Source organism: Sporosarcina sp. ACRSM, assembly GCF_022346545.1.
In the GTDB taxonomy this organism is placed as follows: domain Bacteria; phylum Bacillota; class Bacilli; order Bacillales_A; family Planococcaceae; genus Sporosarcina.
Genome location: NZ_JAKRNU010000013.1, coordinates 32,188 through 55,284 on the forward strand (window position 1 = coordinate 32,188; position 23,097 = coordinate 55,284).

18 protein-coding genes and 3 riboswitches are annotated in these 23,097 nt (G+C 45.0%); of the genes, 8 read left to right on the forward strand and 10 right to left on the reverse strand.

The annotated features are described in order from the left end of the window. The first annotated feature begins 152 nt into the window (after positions 1-152). Positions 153-422: an excalibur calcium-binding domain-containing protein gene (locus MHZ95_RS17740; RefSeq protein ID WP_239392130.1), complete on the forward strand. Its 270-nt coding sequence runs from the start codon at positions 153-155 to the stop codon at positions 420-422. Positions 423-507: 85 nt separating this feature from the next. On the opposite strand, the gene MHZ95_RS17745 is transcribed toward MHZ95_RS17740, so the two are convergent. From MHZ95_RS17745 to MHZ95_RS17765, 5 genes are all read right to left on the reverse strand, one after another. Next, the gene (locus tag MHZ95_RS17745) at positions 508-1,215 is read right to left on the reverse strand and encodes a GDSL-type esterase/lipase family protein (protein WP_239392131.1); all 708 of its coding nucleotides are present in this window, start codon (positions 1,213-1,215) and stop codon (positions 508-510) included. Positions 1,216-1,426: 211 nt separating this feature from the next. Next, entirely contained in the window at positions 1,427-1,957 is a 531-nt protein-coding gene (gene msrA / locus MHZ95_RS17750) for a peptide-methionine (S)-S-oxide reductase MsrA (protein WP_370643101.1), read from the reverse strand. A gap of 146 nt (positions 1,958-2,103) precedes the next feature. Then, a complete protein-coding gene (locus MHZ95_RS17755) occupies positions 2,104-2,616 on the reverse strand; it encodes a 1,2-dihydroxy-3-keto-5-methylthiopentene dioxygenase (RefSeq protein WP_239392132.1) in 513 nt (170 codons plus the stop codon). A gap of 121 nt (positions 2,617-2,737) precedes the next feature. Beyond that, positions 2,738-3,412: a 2-hydroxy-3-keto-5-methylthiopentenyl-1-phosphate phosphatase gene (locus tag MHZ95_RS17760; protein ID WP_239392133.1), complete on the reverse strand. Its 675-nt coding sequence runs from the start codon at positions 3,410-3,412 to the stop codon at positions 2,738-2,740. Between the two features lie 106 nt (positions 3,413-3,518). Beyond that, positions 3,519-3,622: riboswitch (SAM riboswitch) on the reverse strand. A gap of 72 nt (positions 3,623-3,694) precedes the next feature. After that, positions 3,695-4,939: an MFS transporter gene (locus MHZ95_RS17765; protein WP_239392134.1), complete on the reverse strand. Its 1,245-nt coding sequence runs from the start codon at positions 4,937-4,939 to the stop codon at positions 3,695-3,697. Positions 4,940-5,072: 133 nt separating this feature from the next. Beyond that, positions 5,073-5,163, reverse strand: a riboswitch (SAM riboswitch). A 265-nt stretch (positions 5,164-5,428) separates the two neighbouring features. Between MHZ95_RS17765 and MHZ95_RS17770 the strand changes: the two genes are divergently transcribed. Further along, the gene (locus MHZ95_RS17770) at positions 5,429-7,468 is read left to right on the forward strand and encodes a molybdopterin-containing oxidoreductase family protein (protein WP_239392135.1); all 2,040 of its coding nucleotides are present in this window, start codon (positions 5,429-5,431) and stop codon (positions 7,466-7,468) included. Positions 7,469-7,684: 216 nt separating this feature from the next. On the opposite strand, the gene MHZ95_RS17775 is transcribed toward MHZ95_RS17770, so the two are convergent. After that, on the reverse strand, positions 7,685-8,878 hold the full coding sequence (locus MHZ95_RS17775; RefSeq protein ID WP_239392136.1) for a 2,3-diketo-5-methylthiopentyl-1-phosphate enolase: 1,194 nt from the start codon (positions 8,876-8,878) through the stop codon (positions 7,685-7,687). Positions 8,879-8,913: 35 nt separating this feature from the next. Next, positions 8,914-10,098, reverse strand: a complete 1,185-nt coding sequence (gene mtnK, locus MHZ95_RS17780; RefSeq protein ID WP_239392137.1) for an S-methyl-5-thioribose kinase — start codon at positions 10,096-10,098, stop codon at positions 8,914-8,916. Positions 10,099-10,171: 73 nt separating this feature from the next. Next, positions 10,172-10,274, reverse strand: a riboswitch (SAM riboswitch). 284 nt (positions 10,275-10,558) lie between these two features. Here mtnK and MHZ95_RS17785 point away from each other — a divergent pair. After that, positions 10,559-12,178 (forward strand): glycerol-3-phosphate dehydrogenase/oxidase, encoded by a 1,620-nt coding sequence (locus MHZ95_RS17785; protein WP_239392138.1) that lies wholly within the window; start codon positions 10,559-10,561, stop codon positions 12,176-12,178. A gap of 261 nt (positions 12,179-12,439) precedes the next feature. Here the strand turns inward: MHZ95_RS17785 and MHZ95_RS17790 are convergent, their stop codons facing one another. Continuing rightward, positions 12,440-13,969: a CoA-acylating methylmalonate-semialdehyde dehydrogenase gene (locus tag MHZ95_RS17790; RefSeq protein ID WP_370643102.1), complete on the reverse strand. Its 1,530-nt coding sequence runs from the start codon at positions 13,967-13,969 to the stop codon at positions 12,440-12,442. A gap of 643 nt (positions 13,970-14,612) precedes the next feature. Then, positions 14,613-15,395 carry an undecaprenyl pyrophosphate synthase gene (locus tag MHZ95_RS17795; RefSeq protein ID WP_239392140.1) on the reverse strand — a complete coding sequence of 261 codons (783 nt, stop codon included), beginning with the start codon at positions 15,393-15,395 and terminating at the stop codon, positions 14,613-14,615. 153 nt (positions 15,396-15,548) lie between these two features. Between MHZ95_RS17795 and MHZ95_RS17800 the strand changes: the two genes are divergently transcribed. The 5 genes from MHZ95_RS17800 to MHZ95_RS17820 all read left to right on the forward strand — a co-directional run bounded on the left by MHZ95_RS17800 (position 15,549) and on the right by MHZ95_RS17820 (position 21,591). Then, positions 15,549-16,973, forward strand: coding sequence for a sigma-54 interaction domain-containing protein (locus MHZ95_RS17800; RefSeq protein ID WP_239392141.1), 1,425 nt, complete (start codon positions 15,549-15,551; stop codon positions 16,971-16,973). A 276-nt stretch (positions 16,974-17,249) separates the two neighbouring features. Beyond that, positions 17,250-18,548, forward strand: a complete 1,299-nt coding sequence (locus MHZ95_RS17805; RefSeq protein WP_239392142.1) for a CitMHS family transporter — start codon at positions 17,250-17,252, stop codon at positions 18,546-18,548. 10 nt (positions 18,549-18,558) lie between these two features. Continuing rightward, entirely contained in the window at positions 18,559-19,896 is a 1,338-nt protein-coding gene (locus MHZ95_RS17810; protein WP_239392143.1) for an acyclic terpene utilization AtuA family protein, read from the forward strand. After that, on the forward strand, positions 19,877-20,188 hold the full coding sequence (locus MHZ95_RS17815; RefSeq protein WP_239392144.1) for an AtuA-related protein: 312 nt from the start codon (positions 19,877-19,879) through the stop codon (positions 20,186-20,188). The genes MHZ95_RS17810 and MHZ95_RS17815 overlap by 20 nt, the downstream gene beginning before the upstream one ends. Before the next feature lie 194 nt (positions 20,189-20,382). After that, on the forward strand, positions 20,383-21,591 hold the full coding sequence (locus MHZ95_RS17820) for a hypothetical protein (RefSeq protein WP_239392145.1): 1,209 nt from the start codon (positions 20,383-20,385) through the stop codon (positions 21,589-21,591). A gap of 712 nt (positions 21,592-22,303) precedes the next feature. Here the strand turns inward: MHZ95_RS17820 and MHZ95_RS17825 are convergent. Further along, on the reverse strand, positions 22,304-23,095 hold the full coding sequence (locus MHZ95_RS17825; protein ID WP_239392146.1) for an ABC transporter permease: 792 nt from the start codon (positions 23,093-23,095) through the stop codon (positions 22,304-22,306). Positions 23,096-23,097: the final 2 nt, after the last annotated feature.

Genomic DNA, 23,097 nt, shown 5'->3' on the forward strand with positions numbered 1-23,097 from the left:
GATATATCAACTTCTACTTATACAATGATGCCCTTATGCTAATGATAGCAAACCGTTTCCCATGAAAATACACACTGGACAAAATTTCTTTTAAAAGATACATTAAAAGAAAATGAAATTTATGGAAATTTATTCGAAAGGAGCGTCTATGCATGAAGCGATTATTCACGGTAGTCCTGTCCTTCACACTAGTATTCAGTCTGTCATTCTATACCACGCAAGTTGAAGCGGCTAGTCCAAAAACTAAAACTTATGCCAACTGTAAAGAGCTGAATAAAGTATATCCTGGCGGCGTGGCGAGATCTGCCTCCATTAAAAACAAAGGCGGCAAAACGAAGTACAAGCCGTTTGTTTCTCAAGCACTTTATGATACAAATAAGAAAAGCGATCGGGATAAAGATTTGATTGCTTGCGAGCGATAAAATAGTCTTTATTCCTTTAAGATTTCAAGTGATTTTGTTTGTGTAGACGCAAAACGCCAGCCAAGTTTGTAGATGGCTGGCGTTTTTATGTTGCATTGAGTGTTTCGATCCACAATTTATACCCTTCGCCATTCAAATGGAGTCCATCAATCGTGTATCGCTTATCCAACTGTCCACTTTCATCCTCAAAATGGGCATGCAAGTCGATGTATTTAATCCCATTTTCATAAGCAATTTTTTTTAAAACATCATTGAATTCCTTTACTTTTTCATTCGACACATCATTCCCGAATAATCCATTGTTCACCGGCAAGATCGATTGGAGAAAAAGTTTCGTGCTCGTTCCCTGAAACGCATCCACAATAGCGGTGACGTTCTTCTTGAAATTCTGCATATCCGTGTCATGACGGATATCATTCACGCCAATCATCAAATACGCCTCTTCAGCATTCCGCTCCACCACTTCATCTACCCGATTCAAAACACCTTCTGCAGTATCATTCCGGATCCCGCGATTCAATACAACTTCGCCGGAGAAATATTCCTGGAACTCTCCATAATCGGTTATGCTGTCTCCGATAAACACTTTATCCGGCTGCTGGATAGTCGATTGCTCAAAAATACTTTTCTTTGTGAAATAATATTTAGCATCCTTTTTCGGAGATGACGTCGCTTGCACCTTTGTTTTCCCAAAATCGATGCCGCCAATCTTGTTCACCACATAACTGCCCGATCCGATTAGCAGGATATTTAAAATTAATGATATCGCCAATGAAATTTTAATCGTTTTCAATCTGTACACTCCCTACTCTGAGGCGAACGCCTTTCAAAATTGGTATACCCGAATTTGTGGGAAATGTAACTGGATTGTTTTAACTTTCGAGAACGTAAAATCTTAGTGCCTGTCACTATTTTTTCTACAAGACTCATTGTAGCTATTCCAAAGCTACATCAAAAAAGGATAGCAAATCGGCGGAATGCCGTGTTGCTATCCTTTGCTCAGTCTATGCCCAATGTTTGGTTATGAATACGTCACGGCCTGAGCGGGCGCGGTTGTCTTTGTAGTGTTCTTCTGATTTGATGTAATAATCTTGGTGATACTCTTCCGCCGGGTAGAATGTTTCTGCGGGGCGGATGGTTGTAACGATGGGTTTTGAGAAAATGCCACTCGCTGCTAGGTTCGCTTTGGAGGTTTCGGCAATTTTTCGTTGTTCGTCTGTATAATGAAAGATCGCGGTTGCGTAGGACGAGCCGCGGTCGTGAAACTGGCCTTCTGCGTCTGTTGGGTCGATTTGTCGCCAGTAGACGTCGAGCAATTTGTCGTACGGGAACTCAGTGGGATCATATTTAATCTCAACGACTTCAAGGTGGCCCGAGTCGCCTTTTTTCACGTCTTCATACGTCGGATTGTCGAGATGTCCACCCATATAGCCCGATACCACGTCGTGAATGCCCGGCCATTCTTTGAATGGTTTAACCATGCACCAGAAACAACCACCTGCAAATGCTGCTTTTTCCAACTTGTTTTCAGTCACTGTCAACATCTCTTTTCCTTAAGTTCTCTATAAATAGAAACGTTCGTCTTCGCCTTACAATTACGGATGCTATCTTAATCGTAGATCGCATCGATTGAATCCGGATCGACGCGCTGTTTCTTGCGCAAATTCATAACTTAGATTGATCAGTAAACCGGTACCCATCCTTCTTGTGTCACGAAAATACGGACAGCGACTACTTTACGATCAGCTGCGAGTGTAAAGTAGTGACGGATATTTTCCGGAACGGAAATGAGATCGCCTGGGTTTAGATGGACTTCAAAGAAGCGTTCGTCTTTGCCTTGGATGACGAACACGCCATGCCCACTTACGATGTAGCGCACTTCGTCGTCTGTATGATGGTGTTCTCGTTGGAAGTTTTTGAGCATTTCATCGAGGTTCGGCGTTGTGTCGGATAATGAGATGATGTCCGCTGTTTTATAGCCACGGCGTTCTGAAATGTCGTCGATTTCTGTTTTGAAAGCCTTTAGAATTTCTTCTTTTTCTTCATCGCTCAAATTAAATTTTTCGCGAAGGTGTTCAGGTAGCTTACCGATATCCCAATGCTCATAAATGACTTCTTGCTGCTCTAAAAACGCCGCAACCTCCGTTTGTGCTTCGATGACTTCGTTTGTTCCTTGAATCGTAATTGTAGCCATATATTTCATCCTCTTTTCTGTTATTTATTCCGAATCAATTACGCCTTGACGTAATTGCGTCTAGCTTTAAAATCTAGCTTACTCGATTCAAAATCTGTGACATCCTCAGTGATAAATTCCCTTATATTTGTACATTTAGGCGATTTTCAATGATTCGAATACAATCATGGAAATTCGTGAACGGAGAATAGGGAATGTTCAATTCCTCACATTTTTCGATTAAGAAATCGCGTGCAATGACGATATCTGCCAGTTTGGCCGCTTCCAGATCTGTGATCGAATCACCGATAATAATGCTTGTTTGCTGTTCGTCCGTGTATTGTCGAATGATGGACGGTTTGCAACATCCACAGCCTTGGTTCGTACAGTGTTCGTCGCAATCATAGGGATAACGTATCTGTATCTGTTCTCCCGAAAAATCCCCTTCGTTGCAATAGATCCGATCGAAGGGTCCGAAAGGCTCGAGCATTGGATGGACGAAAAAGTCGATGCCGCCACTGACGATATAGAGCGGTATGTTTTGTTCCCTTGTAAATTGAACGAACTCACCGAAGCCTTCCCTAATTTTCGCGTCTTCCAAAACGAAGGACATAATCTCTTCTTTTTGGGTAGTGGGTAATAAGGAAAAGAGTTCGCTGACGCCTTTTTGAATGGACACCCTTTGCGCTAAAATATCGTCCTTAATCGCCTCCCATCCTTCGGGAGCGAATTTTGCCATAATGTTAATAATATTATCTTTCATCGTGATTGTGCCATCAAAATCACAGAAAATAACCGGATTGAATGTTGTATTCATCCCAATACCTCCTCCTTGCAAAATCAAGCAAACTTCAAGCAGCAGGGGGCGAAAACTATAGATAAGACCTCTTCCATGTGTAAGAAGAGGTCTATCTTTCGCCATCTTCTTATCCCCCAACAGTACGTTGCAAGAAGTGGCACCGTGCCCCTCCACGGGATCGGTTGCCGGGTATCATCGGGCTCGTCCCTCCACCACTCTTGATAAGAAATATCGTATTTTTCAATTGGTTCCAATTATCACATTGTTCTATAAAACTGTCAATTATACTTATCTATCCTTTTAGGAGGTAACCGGAATAACTTTTTGCTGCGCCAAGTCCTCTTCCGGCACACGAATACATTTCACAATGATTGCACTCACTACGTAGAGAGCACTAAAAATCCAGACAACGCCTTCCGCTCCGACAAGGCCGATAAATGCCAAAGCGATTGCAGGTGCAACGAAGGTAGAAAGACCCGCAGCAAAGTTCAGAACGGACATCGCTGCCCCTTTATCCGCGCCTGCAACGGATGGAACCAATGCACCGATTGGTACATACCCCGCTACCAAAGCACCCCAGATGAATCCGACAATACTCGTCATGACGATACTTCCATTTGTTAGAACCGGTACGTAGAACAGGAGTGGCGTGAAAATGGCACAGCCAATTCCACCAAACCAGATAATCGTGTTTTTCCAACCGAATTTATCACCTACAAATCCAAAGACCAGATTGAAAATGATATTTCCTAAGAAGAACGTCCCCCATAATTGTAACCAAGCCGTTGTTTCAATGCCATTCTCTGCCATATGCATCGGTAAAAATACTGGAAAACCATAAACACTTAAACTATTGATAACCCTTACGACCCCGCCAGCCGCAACCCGAGGGTTCGATTTCAAAATAGTAATACCTTTCAATAACTCCTTAACCGCTTCTCGTTTATTCGCAATGTTTTTCTTTTCAAACTTATCTCGATTGATCACTAAAGCGAAGATCGTCCCAAGAGCTACCCAGAAAATAGATGTCCACATCGTATTGATGTAACCGAGATGCTGAATGACGAAACTTGAATACCACGCACCCAGCACCATCATGCCCGCACAAAACGCAAACCAGAACCAACCGACGGCAGAACTCAATTTATTTTGTGGTGTCTTATAAATCACCCAAGTCAAGAAGGAATAGGCAAACAAAGGATAACCAAAACCTTTAATGAAATAAGTAAGAAGCATTACCGGGTAATTCATCGTCGAAAAACCGAACGTGATAAATCCAGCGGTACCGATCACATAAACAGCTAAACCAATTGCCATCGTCCTTTTCGGACCAAAGACATCTACACAAACGCCTGAAAACCAGGAAGCAAGCGCAATGGAGATACCATATACAGTGAATATGGCGGCTGACTGCTGAATCGTCAAGCCGCTTTCCACTAGAAAAGGACTCAGCCAACCGGCTTCAATTCCGTCCCCCATCATAAACAACATGACCCCGAAAAAACCCCATCCTAAGTTTTTCGTTATCCCAATTCTTTCTAACATACCCTTCTCTCCACTTCTATGATTATTCAAATTTTTGTAGCTTTTATTGCTAAATAAACAAAAAAACCCTTTCCGAGTAGACGGAAAGAGCGTATAAATATCATGCATCACTGCACTACAACTTGTTAAACTCTTTCTATCTCTCAAGCATTGCTTGCTGGAATTGGCACAATGATGTTGCCGAGGCTTCATGGGGCCAGTCCCTCCACCTCTCTTGATAGAAAAAAACATTATTTAATTAGGTAAAGCACAATCACTATTCAAAGTAATGTGTTAACTGTATAGAATAAACTGTCGAAAGTCAAGCGCTTATTTAAATTTTCTAAAAAACGGCCCCTTTTTTGTGCTATAATGGCGTTAAATGTAGAAATGATGAATTTGCAGGCAAACGAGCGGAGGCTTCTGCCGAGCGATTGCCGTAGCAATTTCAATGGAATTCTTGATCTCAACGAAACTGGCAAAAATCGAATTGATGAAAGGATATTAGCTATGCAATCTTATCTTGATATAGAAAATGGTGTAGTTCCCTCGGTTTGCTCGCTGGATTGTCCAGACCAATGTGGTTTACTGATCCATAAAAAAGACGGAAAAATCGTTAAAATCGAAGGTGATCCCGACCATCCAGTGACACAAGGGAGTATTTGCAATAAAGTTCGACATATGACCGAACGAATTTACGATCCTAAACGGATTCAGACACCTTTAAAACGTGTTGGGAAAAAAGGGGACGGACTGTTCGTTCCAATCAGTTGGTCAGAAGCCATCACCACCATCACAGACCATTGGAAAAAACTGATAGCGGAAGAAGGTCCGGAATCAATTCTTCCTTACAGTTTCTATGCGAATATGGGCAAATTAAGTTCCAAAGGAATGGACCGCCGCTTCTTTAACCGCCTTGGATCGAGCCAACTCGACCGAACGATCTGTTCGGTTGCCGGCGAAGTCGGATACAATTACACAATGGGCGGACGTTTCGGGACCGATCCGGAAGAGATGACGGAAACGAAGTTATTTGTCTTTTGGGGCATCAATGCCGTCAGTACGAATATGCACCAAATCATGATTGCACAAAAAGCACGAAAAAAGGGCGCGAAGATCGTCGTGATCGATGTCCATAAAAATCAGACGGGACGCCTGGCCGATTGGTTCATCCCGATTCTCCCTGGAACGGACGGGGCGCTTGCTTTGGGAATTATGCATATTCTATATAAGGAGAATTTGGTCAATCGATCGTTTTTGGAACAGTATACAGTCGGCTATGAAGAGCTGGAAGAACATGTTGTGCAATACAATCCGGAAATGGTTTCCGCCATTACAGGGGTTCCCGTGGAAGATCTGTATGAGTTAGCCTGTATGTATGGGACCATTTCCCCTTCTATGATCCGCATCGGAAATGGCTTGCAGCATCATGATAACGGCGGCATGATTGTCCGAACCATCACTTGCTTGCCTGCCTTGACAGGACAATGGGCAGTCAAAGGCGGAGGGGCCCTAAAATCGAATTCCGATTATTTGACGCATAATCTCGCTGCGTTGGAACGCCCCGAACTGCAAGAAAAACCGACACGACGCTTCAATATGAACTTATTGGGGCAAGCCCTGCAGGAAGACTTGGAGCCAATCCGCTCCTTGTATATCTATAATAGCAACCCGGCCGTTGTCGCACCCGATGCCAATAAAGTGCGGGTAGGCTTGGCACGTGAGGATTTATTCACAGTCGTCCATGATCTATTTTTGACAGATACTGCCTTATACGCAGATATTGTGTTGCCCGCCACTTCCGCTTTTGAAAATACGGACTTCTATACGTCTTTCTGGCATCACTATATACATTTACAAGAGCCGGTCATTGAACCATTGGACGAAAGTAAATCCAACCCGGATGTCTTCAGATTGTTAGCAGAAGCCATGGGATTTGACGAGCAAGCTTTCAAGGATCAGGATGAGGAAATGATCGAGCAAGCTTTGAGCGAGCTGTCCAATCCCCATTTAGCCGACGTCAGCTATGACAAATTAAAAACGAACCGCTTTTTGAAAGCCAGCCACACCGACAATCTATTAAATCGCTTGAAGACACCGAGTGGAAAAATCGAATTATATTCCAAACAGATGGAATTGGATGGACATCCGGCCCTTCCGACCTATATCCCGATTCTGCAGGATTCCGATTACCCTTTCTTGTATGTTCCGGCCATTAATCATAATTTTATGAACACGATTTTTTCAAATAACGATAAACATCGAAAACTCGAAAAGGCACCGAAATTATTTATAAATCGACAAGATGCGGAACTTCGCGGAATTGAAGATGGAGCAGCCGTTCGTATATGGAACGAGCGTGGGGAATGTGAAATGACGGTTTCGATCGGTGAGCAAGTCCTCCCCGGTGTCGTCGTCAGTCAAGGTTTCTGGCCGAGTAAGCCAGGCGAAAAAAACCTCGTTAACGCCTTAACGCCTGATCGGATTGCCGACATGGGCGGCGGCGCAACCTTTTTCTCGGGGCGTGTCGATGTGGAAGTTTTATCATAAAGTTCAAATCAATAAACAAGAAAACGAGTCTCCCGAGGAAATTCCCGAGAAGCTCGTTTTCTTGTTTCTACGACTACGCAGGCGCCCTGCGCTTTTATTACTATCTAGCTCCGGGCGCCAGACGCTCGGGTCATAAGCGAATCCAGCTATGTGGCAAGACCGCCACGTCGCTGAATCGACTTATGCCTGTCGCGTCTAAGCAGGCGCCCTGCGCTTTTATTTAGAGTCAACAAGGCCCCATTGTTCAACTGCACGTTGCAGTGATTTTGATGTTTTTGCTGCTTCTTCAAGGGAAATGTTCTTGATACTCGCGTCGATGGCTGCCCGGAAAGCTTGAGCACCTTGGATTGGTCCATCCGGGTGTCCGAAAATCCCCCCACCAGCATTGACCACAAGATTGTCCCCGAAATCTTCCAGTAATTGTGGAACCATCCCGGGATGAATTCCAGCGGACGGAACGGCAAACGTTTTCTCGAAACCATTCTCCTCTACGAGCGCCGCGTTGATCGCCAATGCATCCGCCCGAGATATCGCGACATTACCGTATGGGCTTGGGAATAAAGACAAATCCCCTCCTACAAGTCGCGTCAACTTCCCAACGAGTAGCGAATACGCGAATCCGCCGCCCTCTTGACCGGCCAGAACACCTGATAACGCAGAATGCGCAACGATCGGCAAGCCGATATTATGATTTTCACGCAATGTTTGCAAGGCATCCAAGCCATACGCATGGACATTGAACAATAGCGCATTGGCGCCAAGTTCGGCAGCCCGCTCCGCTTTTTCATGCAGCTGATGCGTCCGCCCTGACAAATTGACCGCATACAACACCCGGCTTCCGGTTTTATCGTAATGCCGATCGATGATTTCTTTGGCAGTCGTAATTCTTTTGTAGAATGGGGTTAATTCATTTTCAAACAGAATTTCGTCGTCTTTGATAAGATCGATGCCGCCTGCGAGCAGCTCCTCCAATTGTGCGGAGAAAAAAGATAAATCCCTTCCCATGACACCTTTGAAAATCGCTTTCAACAAAGGTCGATCCATAACATTCAATTGTTCACGAATCCCTTTTGTACCGAATCGAGGACCTGGAAATTGTTTCAACAATTGTTCACTGAAGTCCAGGTCGATCAATTCATAGCCTTCGAAAAAAGAGAGTTTTCCGTAAACGGTTGTGAAAATGGCAGGCAGATCTGCCGAAAAGTTCGCGGAGGGGTAAAAGATTTTCACCTTATCCTTCCCTTCCCCTTTTTCCACCGAGATGACTTCTCCTTTGTGCTGCTTCAATTGTTGCTGTTCAAGATGCGGGATATCTGTCCACGAACCGATTGTGAGTCCCAGTGCGTGCTGCTCCGCTATTTTTTCCTGTTCCGGATGTGTCGGAAATAGGTATGTGGCTGTGATGCCCATGTAAATTCCTCCTTCATGCTGTTCAATGCTTCTACTTAGACGAACCAGTTCTCCAATTCTTCCAACGAACGGATGTTATGACGGTTCATGATCAAATACTTCCCGAGCTCCATTACTTTTTTCCGTCTTTCCATTCGTAATTGCTCGTCTTGCTCATAATTCAAATCATCAATTTGGGAGATACCGATCGAGCGACGAACCAATTCGCAACCTGCATAGCCAAGCGCATCGGTAAAATTTTCCTCCATGATATGTGTCAGGAGACCGTCGATTTGCGTGTATGGCTCATTGGATTCTTCTCGCCATAATCGGGCAAATGTATCTGCATAGGCATACCATGTTTCCCGTGCCTGTTCAAAGCGTTTTTTCCCAAATTCAGGATGACCGATCCCATTTAAATACAGTCCTGCGATAAAAATACCCACATCGAATCCAAAAGGTCCGAAACAAGCAAATTCCGTATCGAATACAACGGTTTTGGCTTTGCTCATAAAGATGGCTCCACTATGTAAATCGCTATGGATGAGCGCATCCGCTTTTGTCATGAATTTATGTTTTAATTTTGCCACTTCCAATTGTAACGGTCGGTTTTGGCTTAAATAATAGACATCTTTTTTCAATCCCTCTTCAAAATAATTGCTATGATGGAAATTGTACGGACAATCGAAATAGAGCTCTTCTGTCATTTCCCGCATATATGGATTGGTCAGCGAACCACCCAACTCTTTTTTAACTTTAGGATCTAAATGGAAATCAGATGTATAGAACGTTGTTTTTGCGCTGAACTCCCCTACATCCCTTGCAAACCCGTCCGTTTCCGTCCCATTATTCAAAGCTGTACGCCCCATTACCATCGGATGCATGTCTTCCATCACGACAATTGCCAACACTTCATCGAGATGGAACACTTTTGGCACAGAACCAGGCATGATTTTTTCGTATTCCTGCAACACTTTTGTTTCAGTTACTACACGATTCACCGGGATCGGCATGGACTCTCCGACGATTCTCGCATAAGGTACAGCCTGCTTGACAATGAGGCTTTTCTGTTCCCCATTCAATCGATAGACATGATTGATCTTCCCATCACTTACTTCAGTCAGCAAAACTTGTTCCTGCTCACCGAAGAAGCCTAGTTTTTTCACATATTTTACAATCTCAGCGTGTTCTAAAAAGGCATATGTAGTAGCCGGATTTTCACGTTCGGTCCAAGCGCTCATGTTGCTTCCTCCTATTTTCACATCGATAATATTCAAAAAACCTCTTCACTTAAGAAGAGGTTTTCAACACAACTTCTTATCTTTCAGCGCAATGGCTGCAAGAATTAGCACCGTGCTCAATCGAGTCGGTTGCCGGGTTTCATAGGGCTTTTCCCTCCACCTGCTCCTGATAAGAGTATATTTAACTTTCGAATTAACATTAGATTCAAATAATATCCATAAAAGTATAACATAATATTCATTTGTGTTCAATGTATTTTAAACCAAATGAATTGTTTAAACACTATTTCTTTTGCATTTTTCTGATGAGTTCCGTATAATCTATAACTTTAGTTATCGAAATTGTAGTATAATTCTTGGGAGAGGCGACCGAGAATACGGTCACAGAAACTTTTGGCCGGTGAAGGCTTATCAATAGAGTGAGTGAATAATTTTTTCAGAAAAGAAGGGTTGACAAAAAATGCAAGAGGAAGAATTTGATGTAGTCGTTATCGGCGGTGGAATCACGGGAGCTGGCATCGCCTTGGATGCGGCAAGCCGCGGCATGAAAACCGCACTTGTTGAAATGCAAGATTTCGCCGCAGGTACGTCCAGCCGCTCAACCAAAATGATCCATGGCGGCTTACGTTACTTGAAAAACTATGAAGTGAAGTTGGTGGCACAAGTTGGGAGAGAACGGGCAGTCGTCTATGAAAACGGCCCTCATGTGACAACACCTGAGTGGCTGCTTTTACCGATCTATAAAGATGGCCCCATGGGCATGTTCACCGCTTCATTCGGATTGCGCGTCTATGATTTTTTGGCAGGGGTTAAAAAAGACGAACGAAAAAGTATGTTGACCAAAGAACAAACGTTACAAGCGGAACCAAAGCTCAAACAGGAAGGCTTACTAGGTGCTGGGCGTTTCGTCGAATATCGATCGGATGATGCGCGATTGACAATCGAAGTAGTGAAAGAGGCTAGAAGTCAAGGTGCTACGGTTCTGAATTATACCAAAGTGACGGATTTTATTTACAATGATGGAAAAGTGGCTGGCGTTCGCGTCGAAGACCAGCTCAATGGACAAGTCCGTGAACTGCGTGCACGAAAAGTCGTCAACGCTGCCGGTCCATGGGTGGATAAGTTACGGGAGAATGATAACTCTATGGATGAAAGACATATGCTGTTGGCAAAAGGAGTCCATCTCGTTTTCGATCAAAGCGTAATCCCTTTGAAACAGACGGTCTATTTTGATACACCGGACGGCCGGATGGTGTTGCTGATTCCGCGGGACGGGAAAACGTATGTCGGAACGACGGATACGGCTTATACAGGTAACATGGTCCACCCACGCGTGACCGTCGCCGATCGGGATTATCTTATGGATGCCATTGCCCTCATCTTCCCGAAGCTGAACATTCAAACGAGTGACATCGAATCCAGCTGGGCCGGACTTCGACCACTGATCAATGAAACTGGAAAAGGAATCTCACAAGTTTCAAGAAAAGATGAAATTTGGGAATCTGCATCCGGACTTCTAACAATTGCCGGTGGAAAATTGACGGGCTACCGGAAAATGGCGGAAACGATTGTCGATTCCATCGCATCGAAACTCCAACAAGAACTTGGGCGTACATTCCCTCCTTCCAACACGAAAAACATGCCGATCTCGGGCGGTCACGTTGGAGGGGCCCGAAACTTTCCCTCTTTCCTGAATCGGAAAGTGAAGGAAGGAATGGAACTTGGATTACCGAAAGAAAGAGCCATTTTCCTCGTTAAAAAGTACGGATCCAACATCGATACCCTGTATGAAGTAATGCGCGAAAACAGGCAAGCGGCGCAGGAATCTGGACTCCCCGTCGATATCTATGCCCAAGTGCTATATGCCATCACCGACGAATTCGTCCGCACCCCTGTCGACTTCTTCTGGCGTCGGACCAGTGCATTGCTGTTCGACATCGAATGGGTCCATCAATGGAAAGTACCTGTCATTGAACTGATGAAGGACCAACTCGGCTGGAGCGACGAGCAACAAGATCAACATCGTGCAAGTCTTGAACAACAGTTACATCATGCAGTCGTGCCCATTGACCCGAAATAAAAAGTGCCAAGCTCTAAGATCATTCAAGTTGGACATAGAACACTGCGTTATTCATTGTGGAGAGCTGGTTACTTTGGATGAAGCATCGTTGATTTGTTAGCTTTGAGCCAGGGGGTCAGAGTAACCTACTTGAAGTGAGGATACAAATTATTGTGCGATAGGAGCCCATGCGGAGAGCATTGCTTCCTTCCCATTTAAAGCCAGGCGCTGAAACGATCTCCATTGTTTCAGCGCCTGGCTTATTTAAATATCTATTGATGATCAATCATTACTCGGGAAAGAAAACTCCGTTTGCTGTCCAATCGCATCTGCATCCGGCCATCTTTCCGATACGGTTTTGGATTTCGTAAAGAAGCGAACAGTATCTGGACCAAACATATGGCCTTCTCCGAATTTAGAGCGTTTCCAGCCGCCAAAGTTATGGTAGCCGACTGGAATTGGAATCGGGACGTTGACGCCGACCATGCCGACTTCAATTTCTTCTGTAAACTTGCGGGCAGCAGCGCCATTATTCGTGAAAATGGTGACGCCATTTCCCAGTTCGTGGTCGTTGATCATATCGATGGCTTCATCCAATGAAGACACTCGCACAACGATGCGCGCTGGGCCGAATACTTCCTCTTTGTAAATTTTCATGTCGGTTGTGACATGGTCCAAGACGGTTGGCCCTAAATAGAAGCCTTTCTCAGTTTGGCAAATTTCCGGATTGCGGCCGTCAAAGGCAAGCTTGGCTCCGTCTTCCAAACTTTCTTCAATGTATTTGAGAACAAGATCTTTTGATTGTTGGGTGATGACTGGGCCGAAGTCCATTTGCTCATCATGGTAGGGACCGACTTTTAATTCGGCAACGCGTTCTTTTAATTTTTCTGTAAAGCGTTCCGCTGTCTTTTCGCCAACCGGAATCGCGGCGGAAATCGCCATGCAACGTTGGGAGGCTGCACCGAATGCGGCACCAAGAAATGCCGTCACTGCCTGATCCACATCGGCATCCGGCATAATGATCATATGGTTTTTTCCGCCACCAAAAGCCGCAACCCGTTTATTGTTCCGGCAACCTTCGTGGTAAATATACTCCGCCACTTTCGTCGATCCAACAAAGGAAATAGCCGTTACAAGCGGATTGGACAACAACTCATCCACCGCTTCCTTATCGCCATTGATGACACTCCAAACACCTGCCGGAAGCCCTGCCTTTTGCCAAAGCTCTGAAATGAAAAGTGCAGAATGCGGCACACGTTCGGACGGCTTCAAAATCACGGAATTTCCGCAAGCGACCGCCATCGATGTCATCGCAAGCGGCACCATGACTGGGAAGTTGAACGGTGCAATCGCCGTCACAACGCCAAGCGGCTGCTTCACTGAGAACGAATTGATATTGCCGCCGACATTGACGGAGTACTCCCCTTTTAACATTTGCGGGGCATTGATTGCAAAATCCACCGATTCAATCCCTCGGCTGATTTCTCCTTTCGCATCGGCAATCGTCTTCCCGCTTTCACGGCCGATCAACTCCGCCAACCGATCCGTTTCTTCCACTAGCAAGGCTCTGAAACGATGGATGATTTCCACCCGTTTCGCAACAGAAGTCTTCCGCCATTCTGGAAAAGCGGCCTGTGCCTTTTCAATCGTTTCCACGACTTCTTCTTTTGTCGCCAATGGTACATGCCCAATGACTTCACCTGTCGATGGATTAAAGACATCCCCGAAACGCCCGCTTTTCCCTTCTACCATTGCCCCACCAATAAAATGTGTCAAAGTGCTCACTTTGTTTTCACTTTTGATTGACGTCATGTCCATTCCTCCCCATTTATTGTTTGATCAATTCGCCATACCCTTTTCCACCGTTTCTTCATCATATGCAATCAGCTTATCCCCGATCGGCGCTCCCAACTAATCCAATGCGTGCTCCTTGGCCATCGCATGGATTTTGTCATTCATTTGCGGGGAAATCTTACTGAAATCAACCATAAGTAATCCTTTCGTGAGCATGTCGGATAATTCCTTCTATTCCTCAATAGATTTTTCCATGCTAGAAGTTGGAACATTGTTCAGAACCGTGTTCGTATCCATTCCATAGACAATGTATCCCAAATTGATCGCCGAAAAGATTCCACTTCGATTATGTTGGATGGTTTCAGGGGGTAACGTTTTTTTGGTGAGCTTTGAGCGCGAGGTAACTTTGTTTGAGCGGTGCGGGACACGCTTTGATCACTCTTTGCTGTCTTTGAGCGCGTGCCGCGTTTTTTGAGCGTGAGAGGGGTGGCTTTGAGCGCCGTAGGATACTCTTTGATCACTCGACGCTTCCTTTGAGCGCGAACGGTTTTTTATGAGCATGTGAGAAGATAGTTTGAGCGCCAACCATGCACCTTGGGCACTCAACAAACATTTTGAGCGCCCAACAAAAGGGTTGCCCGCTACATCTGGGCAACCCTTTTCATCCTAAACTGCCAAACCGTCGATTGCGTGTTTGAAAATCTTCGATTGCTTCCAATAGGCATGCTTCGTTATAATCCGGCCAATAGACATTTGTAAATGCAAGTTCGGCGTAGGCAAGCTGCCATAGCATGAAGTTCGACAACCTTACTTCCCCACTCGTTCGAATGAGCAGATCGAGTTCTGGCAAATGGCTTGTCATGAGGCAAGATTCCACGAATGCTTCATTGATATCCTCGGGAGCGATTTGTTGTGCCACGGCTAATTCGCTAATGTGTTTTACGACATTCACCAACTCTAGCCGACTTCCGTAATTCAATGCAAAGTTCAACACAAGGCCGTCATTTTGTTCTGTTGCCTTCCTCGCATTTTCGATTGCTTGCTGTGTATGTTTTGGCAACGCTTCGAAATCGCCGATCATTTCCACTTTCACATTTTTTTCGATCAGCTCAGGCAAGTAAGTCGTTAAGTACTCGCCTGGCAGTTTCATGAGAAAATCCACTTCAAATTTTGGTCTTTTCCAATTTTCGGTTGAAAACGCATAGAGTGTCAACACTTTAACGCCGAGTTCATTGGCAAAGCGTGTAATTTTATGAACCGTTTTCATCCCTTCATGATGACCGGCAACCCGGGGCAGATTACGCTGCTTCGCCCATCGTCCGTTCCCATCCATAATGATCGCTACATGATTCGGCATCGGTTTTTTTCGGGCTTCCTTCAACCTGTTTAGCAAACTATTAGGTAGCGCAGGCTCCGACTTTTTCAAAAGAAACTTATCGAGCATATCGTATCCTCCCTTTCCGCTTGCCTTTAGTCCTGTAACGGGATACTCTACTTCATTTTATGAATCAATTTGGTCATTCATTCAATCAACAGTCCTCTTGCCTCTATGTTTATAATGAAAATAGGATGTTTTTAGAAAGGACGGTGCAGAGTCATGTTGGAGTTTTCAAATTTTGAGACGACGGATCTTTCCCTTGAAAAGCAGATCGAGTGGTGGAAGGCGATTGTTCATTCCATCAATGATGGGGTTCTCGTCATTGATCATCAAGGAATTGTTCGGCTCGTGAACCCGGAGTATTTAAAGATTACAGGATGTACGCCGGCAATGATCGGCAAGCCATTGAAAGAGTCCCGCCCTGGTGCCCTCTTACCCGAAACACTGGTCGATCAAAAAACGAGAGTGGGCGTTTATCGGAAAACAAGGGATCGGGAATATGTCGTCGATATGGCCCCCATTACAGTCAACAATCAAATCATTGGGGCTGTATCTGTTTGTAAAAGCTTGACGGAAGTGCACAAGCTCAACCAAGAGCTGAAACAAAAAGGGGATAAACTAGAGCAGCTTCAGAAAAAGATGAATTCGCTTTACCAAGCGAATTATACGTTCAAGCAAATTATCGGCAAAAACAAGGGTCTAAAAGAGGCAGTTCACGTAGCGGAAAGAGTTGCCGAGACCGACTTATCCATTCTGATAACGGGTGAAAGCGGGACCGGTAAAGAGCTGTTTGCCCAAGCTATCCATAATGAAAGCCGACGTAAGAATCAGCCATTTGTCCCCGTCAATTGCGCTGCCATTCCCCCTTCCCTTTTGGAAAGTGAATTATTCGGTTACGGGGATGGCGCTTTTACCAATGCGAAAAAGGGCGGGAAAATCGGCCTGTTTGAAATGGCAAATAACGGAACAATATTTCTAGATGAAATCGGAGATATGTCCTATGATCTGCAAGCTAAATTGTTAAGGGTGCTGCAAGAAAGCAAAATTCGCCGAGTAGGCGAAACGAATGAACGGCGCATCGACGTCCGAATTATCGCAGCAACCCACCGTGATCTGCAGCAACTCGTAAAAAAGAATCGCTTCCGTGAGGATTTATTGTACCGGCTGAATGTCATCAACCTACATATCCCACCCCTCCGAGAAAGAAAGGAAGATATCCCGGAGTTGGTCGATTCGATTCTCCAGTCCTCCGTTACCAATTTAGCGTTGGACCATGTGCCTGCCGATTATACAGTGGACGAGCAAACCTTGGCGTTTTTGCAATCCTACGAATGGCCAGGCAACGTCCGCGAATTAAAAAATATGATCGACTACGCCTCTTGTATGGTCGAAGGAACAGCTATCAAAATCGAACATCTCCCCGAAATCTTGACCAAAAACCGTGTAGCCCCTTCTAGTCTGCAGGTCAGTCCCGGCGACAAACCTTTGCAGCAAGCAATGGAGGAAGCCGAGAAAAACTTCATTCAAGAAACGATCAAACGATTCGGGACAGGCATTGAAGAAAAGAAAAAAGTTGCTAATGCGTTAGGGATTTCATTAGCTACGTTATATAACAAATTGAAGCGTCATCATATCGATTTCTAAACACTTAGAAAGCAGACTCTCAAATTTCTAAGTACTTAGAAATCATGCTAATCATTGTTGGCACAACATCTTGAGACATTATCCTGCCGTTGATTTCTAATCAGCTAGAAACCAGATCGAAAAATGTTAACATCGCCTTTCAAATAGTCGCCATTTTCCGCCGATTCAGCTCCCACATCATACTGGCATGCTTCTTGCATATCTAAACCGCATAGAGAAAAAGGCGGTGACAGGAAGAAAGAAGCGTAAGGAATAAAAGGGATCTGGGGGGATTCGATGTTAACATTATTAGGCTATTTGACGATCGGAACGTTCCTATTTTTAATCATGACAAAACGGCTGACCGTCATTGTGGCGCTTGTCCTTGTACCGATTGTTTTTGGGGTAATCGGTGGGTTTGGTTCGGAAATGGGACCGATGATGTTAGAAGGGATTCAAAAAGTTGCACCAACGGGGATTATGGTTGGCTTTGCGGTATTATATTTCGGACTGATGATGGATACGGGTTTATTTGATCCAATCATTTCACGGATCATCCGGATTGTGAAAGGCGATCCGCTGAAAATTGTCATCGGGACAGCGCTTGTCACGATGCTTGTGGCCTTGGATGGAGATGGCGCATCGACATTTATGATCACGATTTCAGCATTTCTGCCTATTTATAAAAGGCTTGGGATGAATCCGCTCGTCTTATCGGGTATCGTTGCGTTGGGGGCCGGCGTCATGAATATTGCGCCTTGGGGTGGCCCGACAGCGAGAGCGATGAGTGTACTCGAAGCGGATTCAACCCAATTATTCAATCCCGTCCTGCCTGCCATGTTTGCGGGAATCGCATGGGTGTTGTTTTCAGCCTATTGGCTTGGAAAAAAAGAGCGCCAGAGACTGGGGATTATCGATTTGAATCTCGAGAAGGAAGGGTTCATGATGGAGCACGCGGCGACTGCCGAAGTGAAGCGATATAACCTGTTTTGGTTCAATCTGGCTTTAACGGTATTACTTCTCGTCGCATTGGTGATGGCTTGGCTGCCGATGCCGGTTTTATTTCTCGTCGCATTCGTGATCGCTTTGCTTGTCAATTATCCAAGTTTCGAAGCGCAACAAGAAAGGCTGACGAATCATGCAGGCAATGTCGTCATGGTATCTTCCATGATTTTTGCTGCAGGGATTTTCACCGGCATTTTGACAGGCACGCAAATGATTGACGCCATGGCCATTTCTTTAGTGTCAGTCATTCCGGAGCAAATCGCGAACTTCCTGCCTTTACTCGTCGCCATCACGAGTATGCCGCTCAGCTTTGTGTTCACACCGGACTCTTATTATTTCGGCGTGCTGCCGATTCTCACGGAAACCGCTGTGAATTTCGGCATTGATCCGATTGAAATCGGACGGGCGGCGATTCTCGGCCAAATGACGACCGGCTTTCCATTAAGCCCGCTCACCGCCTCCACGTTCATTCTTGTCGGGATGACCGGGGTCAATTTAGGCGAGCACCAAAAATTCATTTTCAAATGGGCATTCGGCACAACGATTGTCATGACCATCATTGCACTACTAACAGGAGCGATATCTATTTGAGGTGATTGAAATGATCAGAATCGGATCAGGAGCAGGATTTTCAGGAGACCGATTGGAACCGGCCGTACTTCTTGCTGAACAAGGAAATTTGGATTACTTAGTATTGGAATGTCTTGCAGAACGCACCATTGCGTTGGCACAAAAAAGAAAGTTGAACAACCCGTTATTGGGTTACGATCCTTTATTGGAAAAAAGATTGGAATTGCTGTTACCTATTCTTTCTAAAAATAAAGTACGACTCATCACCAATATGGGTGCCGCCAATCCCGTGGGAGCGGCGGAAAAAGTGGCGGAAATGGCGAGCAAGCTTGGGATTCCTATAAAAGTGGCGGCTGTAACGGGCGATGATGTCCTGGCACTCATTCGACCAAACGAAAAGACGTTAGAGGATCAGACCCCCGTGTCTGCCTACGGACAATTGTTATCCGCCAATGCCTATCTCGGCGTCGAAGCCATCTTGCCTACATTGGAGACAGGCGCGGATATCATTATTACCGGCCGTGTGGCGGATCCGTCGTTATTCGTCGCGCCAATGGTCCATCATTTCGGCTGGTCATTGGACGATGTGGATCGGATTGCACAAGGGACAGTCGTTGGCCATTTATTGGAATGCGGCGGGCAAATTTGCGGGGGCTATTTTGCCGACCCGGGGAAAAAAGATGTGACGGACCTTGCGCATTTAGGATTCCCTTATGCGGACGTTGCATCGGATGGAACAGCCGTCATCAGTAAGCTGGAAGGAACGGGTGGCAAGATTTCATTGGCAACGGCGAAAGAGCAGCTGTTGTATGAAGTGACTAATCCGAATGCATACCTCACCCCTGATGTCAGCGCGGATTTTACAACGGTTCGGTTGAAGGAGCTGGCCGCAAACCGCATCGAAGTTTCCGGCTGTAAAGGGCAGGCGAAGCCAAACACCTTGAAAGCAAGTGTCGGTTACCATGCAGGATTCCAAGGAGAGGGCGAAATCTCCTATGCCGGACCCAATGCGTTAGGAAGGGCACAACTCGCCGGTGACATTCTGCATGAACGGCTGAAGGATGAGTTTCCGGAACTTCGGATCGATTATATCGGTAGCTCATCCGTCCATCGCACAAATTTCGGTACGCCGGAAGAACCTTATGAAACCCGGCTACGCGTTGCGGGCAAAGCAAAAACGAAAGAAGCCGCGGAAAAAATAGGCGAAGAAGTCGAAGCCTTGTACACAAACGGCCCAGCTGGCGGCGGGGGCGCCCGTAAATATACAAATGAAGTCGTCGGGATCGTGTCGACCTTAATCCCGCGAAGCAACATCAAGACATCTGTCAACATAAGGGAGAGTGTGAAACATGAAGAAAAAATTATATGAACTCGCCCATAGCCGCGCCGGCGACAAAGGGAATACGCTCATCCTCTCCCTCATCCCATATGATGAAAAGGATTACGAGCTATTACGTGAAAAAGCGACCGCGGAAAAAGTAAAGGAACATTTAACAGAAATCGTTGACGGAAACATTATTCGTTATGAAGTCCCAAACATTTCTGCATTCCAATTCGTTTGTCACCACGCCTTGCTTGGCGGCGTTACCACCTCACTCAGCATGGACACCCATGGGAAAAGCTTGAGCTACGCATTGCTGGGGATGGAAATTGAGATATAAGCTTTGGATCATGTCCACCTGACAAACGGGTGGATATTTTTTTCGAGATGACGAATGTAGCCTAATCCACTTAGTTTCAAATCTTTTTATTCTGCGAATCAATCACATCATCGCTTCTTCCCCGTTTTTCAATTCTTTAACGATCGGCAAAGGAATACATATGGTAAGAATCTTTTTTTAGGGAGGGAACACTTGTGTCAGATCTCATTTGGCCCGTTATCAATCTTACAGGAATTTCTCCAACCTTAAATTCCATGTTTGATCGTTTACAAACCGCTGAAGCAACGCCTCTATTCAACTATACATCCAATTACGGCATTTCAGCAGTAAGGGATGTCATTTCCACTACAGGGAGTGGTACAGTGACGAATACACAAGGCTTCTATCAAGTCGCAACGCCCACTTCCCCAAATGCTACAGCCATTTTAGATACCGCTGAACGCGGCAAGCTATTCCCAGGTAATTCATTCGAAGCCGGGGTTTCCGTCCGAATTCCTACGGCTCCGACGGGTACCCAAAAAGCCACTTGGGGTTATTTTGATGGGAGCAATGGCGCCTACTTCGGTCAAGACGCCACGGGCATATTTGTTGCAGTCCTCAACAACAGCGTCGAAATATTCAAGGTTTATCAATCCTCTTGGAATGTAGATCGGCTGGATGGATCGGGACCAAGTAAACTCACACTGAATACGACGGTGGGGAAAATGTTCCAAATACGATTCGGCTATGAATACGGTATCATCGAGTTCCGGATCGTATTTGTGAACACGTTTAATTTCCAGCAAATCGTCGTCTGTCATCGCCAATCCCAAAATACGAACGGCGTTTTACTTTCTGATCCGAACCAAGTCATTCGTGTGCAGGTCCAAAATGGAGGGGGGGGCGGAGCATTTTCCGCAAATGTGCGAGGTAGATATTATGCGATTCTCGGGCCAACTGTCCCAACGAATCGAATTACTTCGGAAAGCCGTTTAAATATGACAGTAGGAGCCGGTGCCTTTATTCCGACCATCAGCTTCCGGCGAAAAGGCATTTTTCCTGATGGTTCAAACCGAAATAACTCGGTGAATGTACAAATCAGTAGCTTTGATATACTCGCCAGCAACGATCTAAGATGGCAATTGCGCTATGGCTCTACACTGACCGGGGCTTCCTTTGGCAATATAAGCGATACCCCATCCTCCGAAACATGCTGCCAAGCGGATGTTTCCGCCACTGCCATCAATACCTCAACCGGCATCAAACTGATGAGCGGGTTTGCTAAAGGCGGACAACATTCAGCGCAGCAACGCTTTCCGGTCGATACCGTTCTGAATGGGACAACTCCGGTGACATTAGCAATCACGAGTCTTTCAGGCAACGCAACTTGTCATATCGTTTTCCGGGTGCATGAGGATTGGTGAATTGGAAATAAGGTGTCAGGTACTCATTCGCAACATAGTGGGTACCTGGCACCTTTATTCAACTCCAAGTTGGTGATTTTTTTCGGACTGACACTATATTCCTTTCGTTTTTTCCTAGAATACTTCTTGATATTTTATCCAAAGCATATGCGTCGCGCTAAGTAACGTATTAAAAAAGTTCCTGAAACTTAATATTGTTCTTATTGATTTCACTATTAATTAGTATCCTTCTCTCAGATTTTTTCAGAAAGAAATTTTAAGTAACAAATACCAAACGGAGCATTAGTTTTTCTTCTTACCATGTTGTTAGAGGCATATGTTTGGCTACCTAGGTTGCAATTGCATCAGCAAAAATAATAAGGTCATTTACTCCGCAGAGTGAATTTCAACATGATCTAATAAATAGTAATCATCTTGACGGACACCTCCAGTGTATCCAAGGTATTATAATAGCTGAAAAAATACCATTCTATATATATCAAACAAAACATGGGATCTTGAACAAATTAAGACAGATAGTTATTATGTAAAAAACCACTCCCCTAATGAAACCTGCACACCAATTTCTCCATAAGTAAAGGGCTGTCCAAAAAGTCAGTGAAAATTGACTTTCTGGACAGCCCCCATGCAGCTAACACACCGTATGAAAAGCGGTTAACGGGTTGTAAAAATGTTACTTTTTCTATTAATGTATAATGTCGTACACAAGCCCCTATTTCCACGGTATGAGCTTATATTCCACCCATTGAAGCACTCGATTAAAAGTCAAACCGAGAAGAGATAACACGAGTACCCCTACCATCAGCTTCGTTGTAATCATTAAATTACCATAATGTAAAACCATGGCACCGATTCCATTTTGAGCAGCAATCATTTCTGCGGAGACAAGCAGCAAGAGGGACGTCCCCGCAGCCAATTTGAGTCCCGCAAAGATCATCGGAAGGGAACCAGGTAAAATAACTTTACGAACGACGTTAAAAGGACTCGATCCAAATGTAACTGCCGCTTTTATCAAAATTGGGTCCACATTCTTCACACCGGAGAACGTATTGATGACGACCGGGAAAAAGACACCCAATGCAATAATGGTCACTTTTGACAATTCACCAATGCCCAACCATAAGATGAACAACGGCAAGAGGGCGATTTTAGGAATCGGATAAATCGAGTAAACAACTGGCGTACCAATTGCATCCGCCCATTTTGAAAAGCCAAGAACCAGCCCGATTAAAACACCAAAAGCCGATCCAATGGCATACCCCACAACAATCCGGTAGAGACTTGGAACGAGGTTCTCATAAATTTCACCACTCACAACCATTTCCCAGCCCGTCGTTACAATCGCTGAAGGTGCGGGCAAAAATAAAGGAGAGACAAGGTTCAAGCTACATATGATTTCCCATAGCACGATCAGGCCGACTAAACCTAAAAAAGAAGCATAAATGGGAACTTTTTTATCAAGAAAAGCAACGCGGTTTGTAATCATTTGTCTCTGTTTAGTCATCC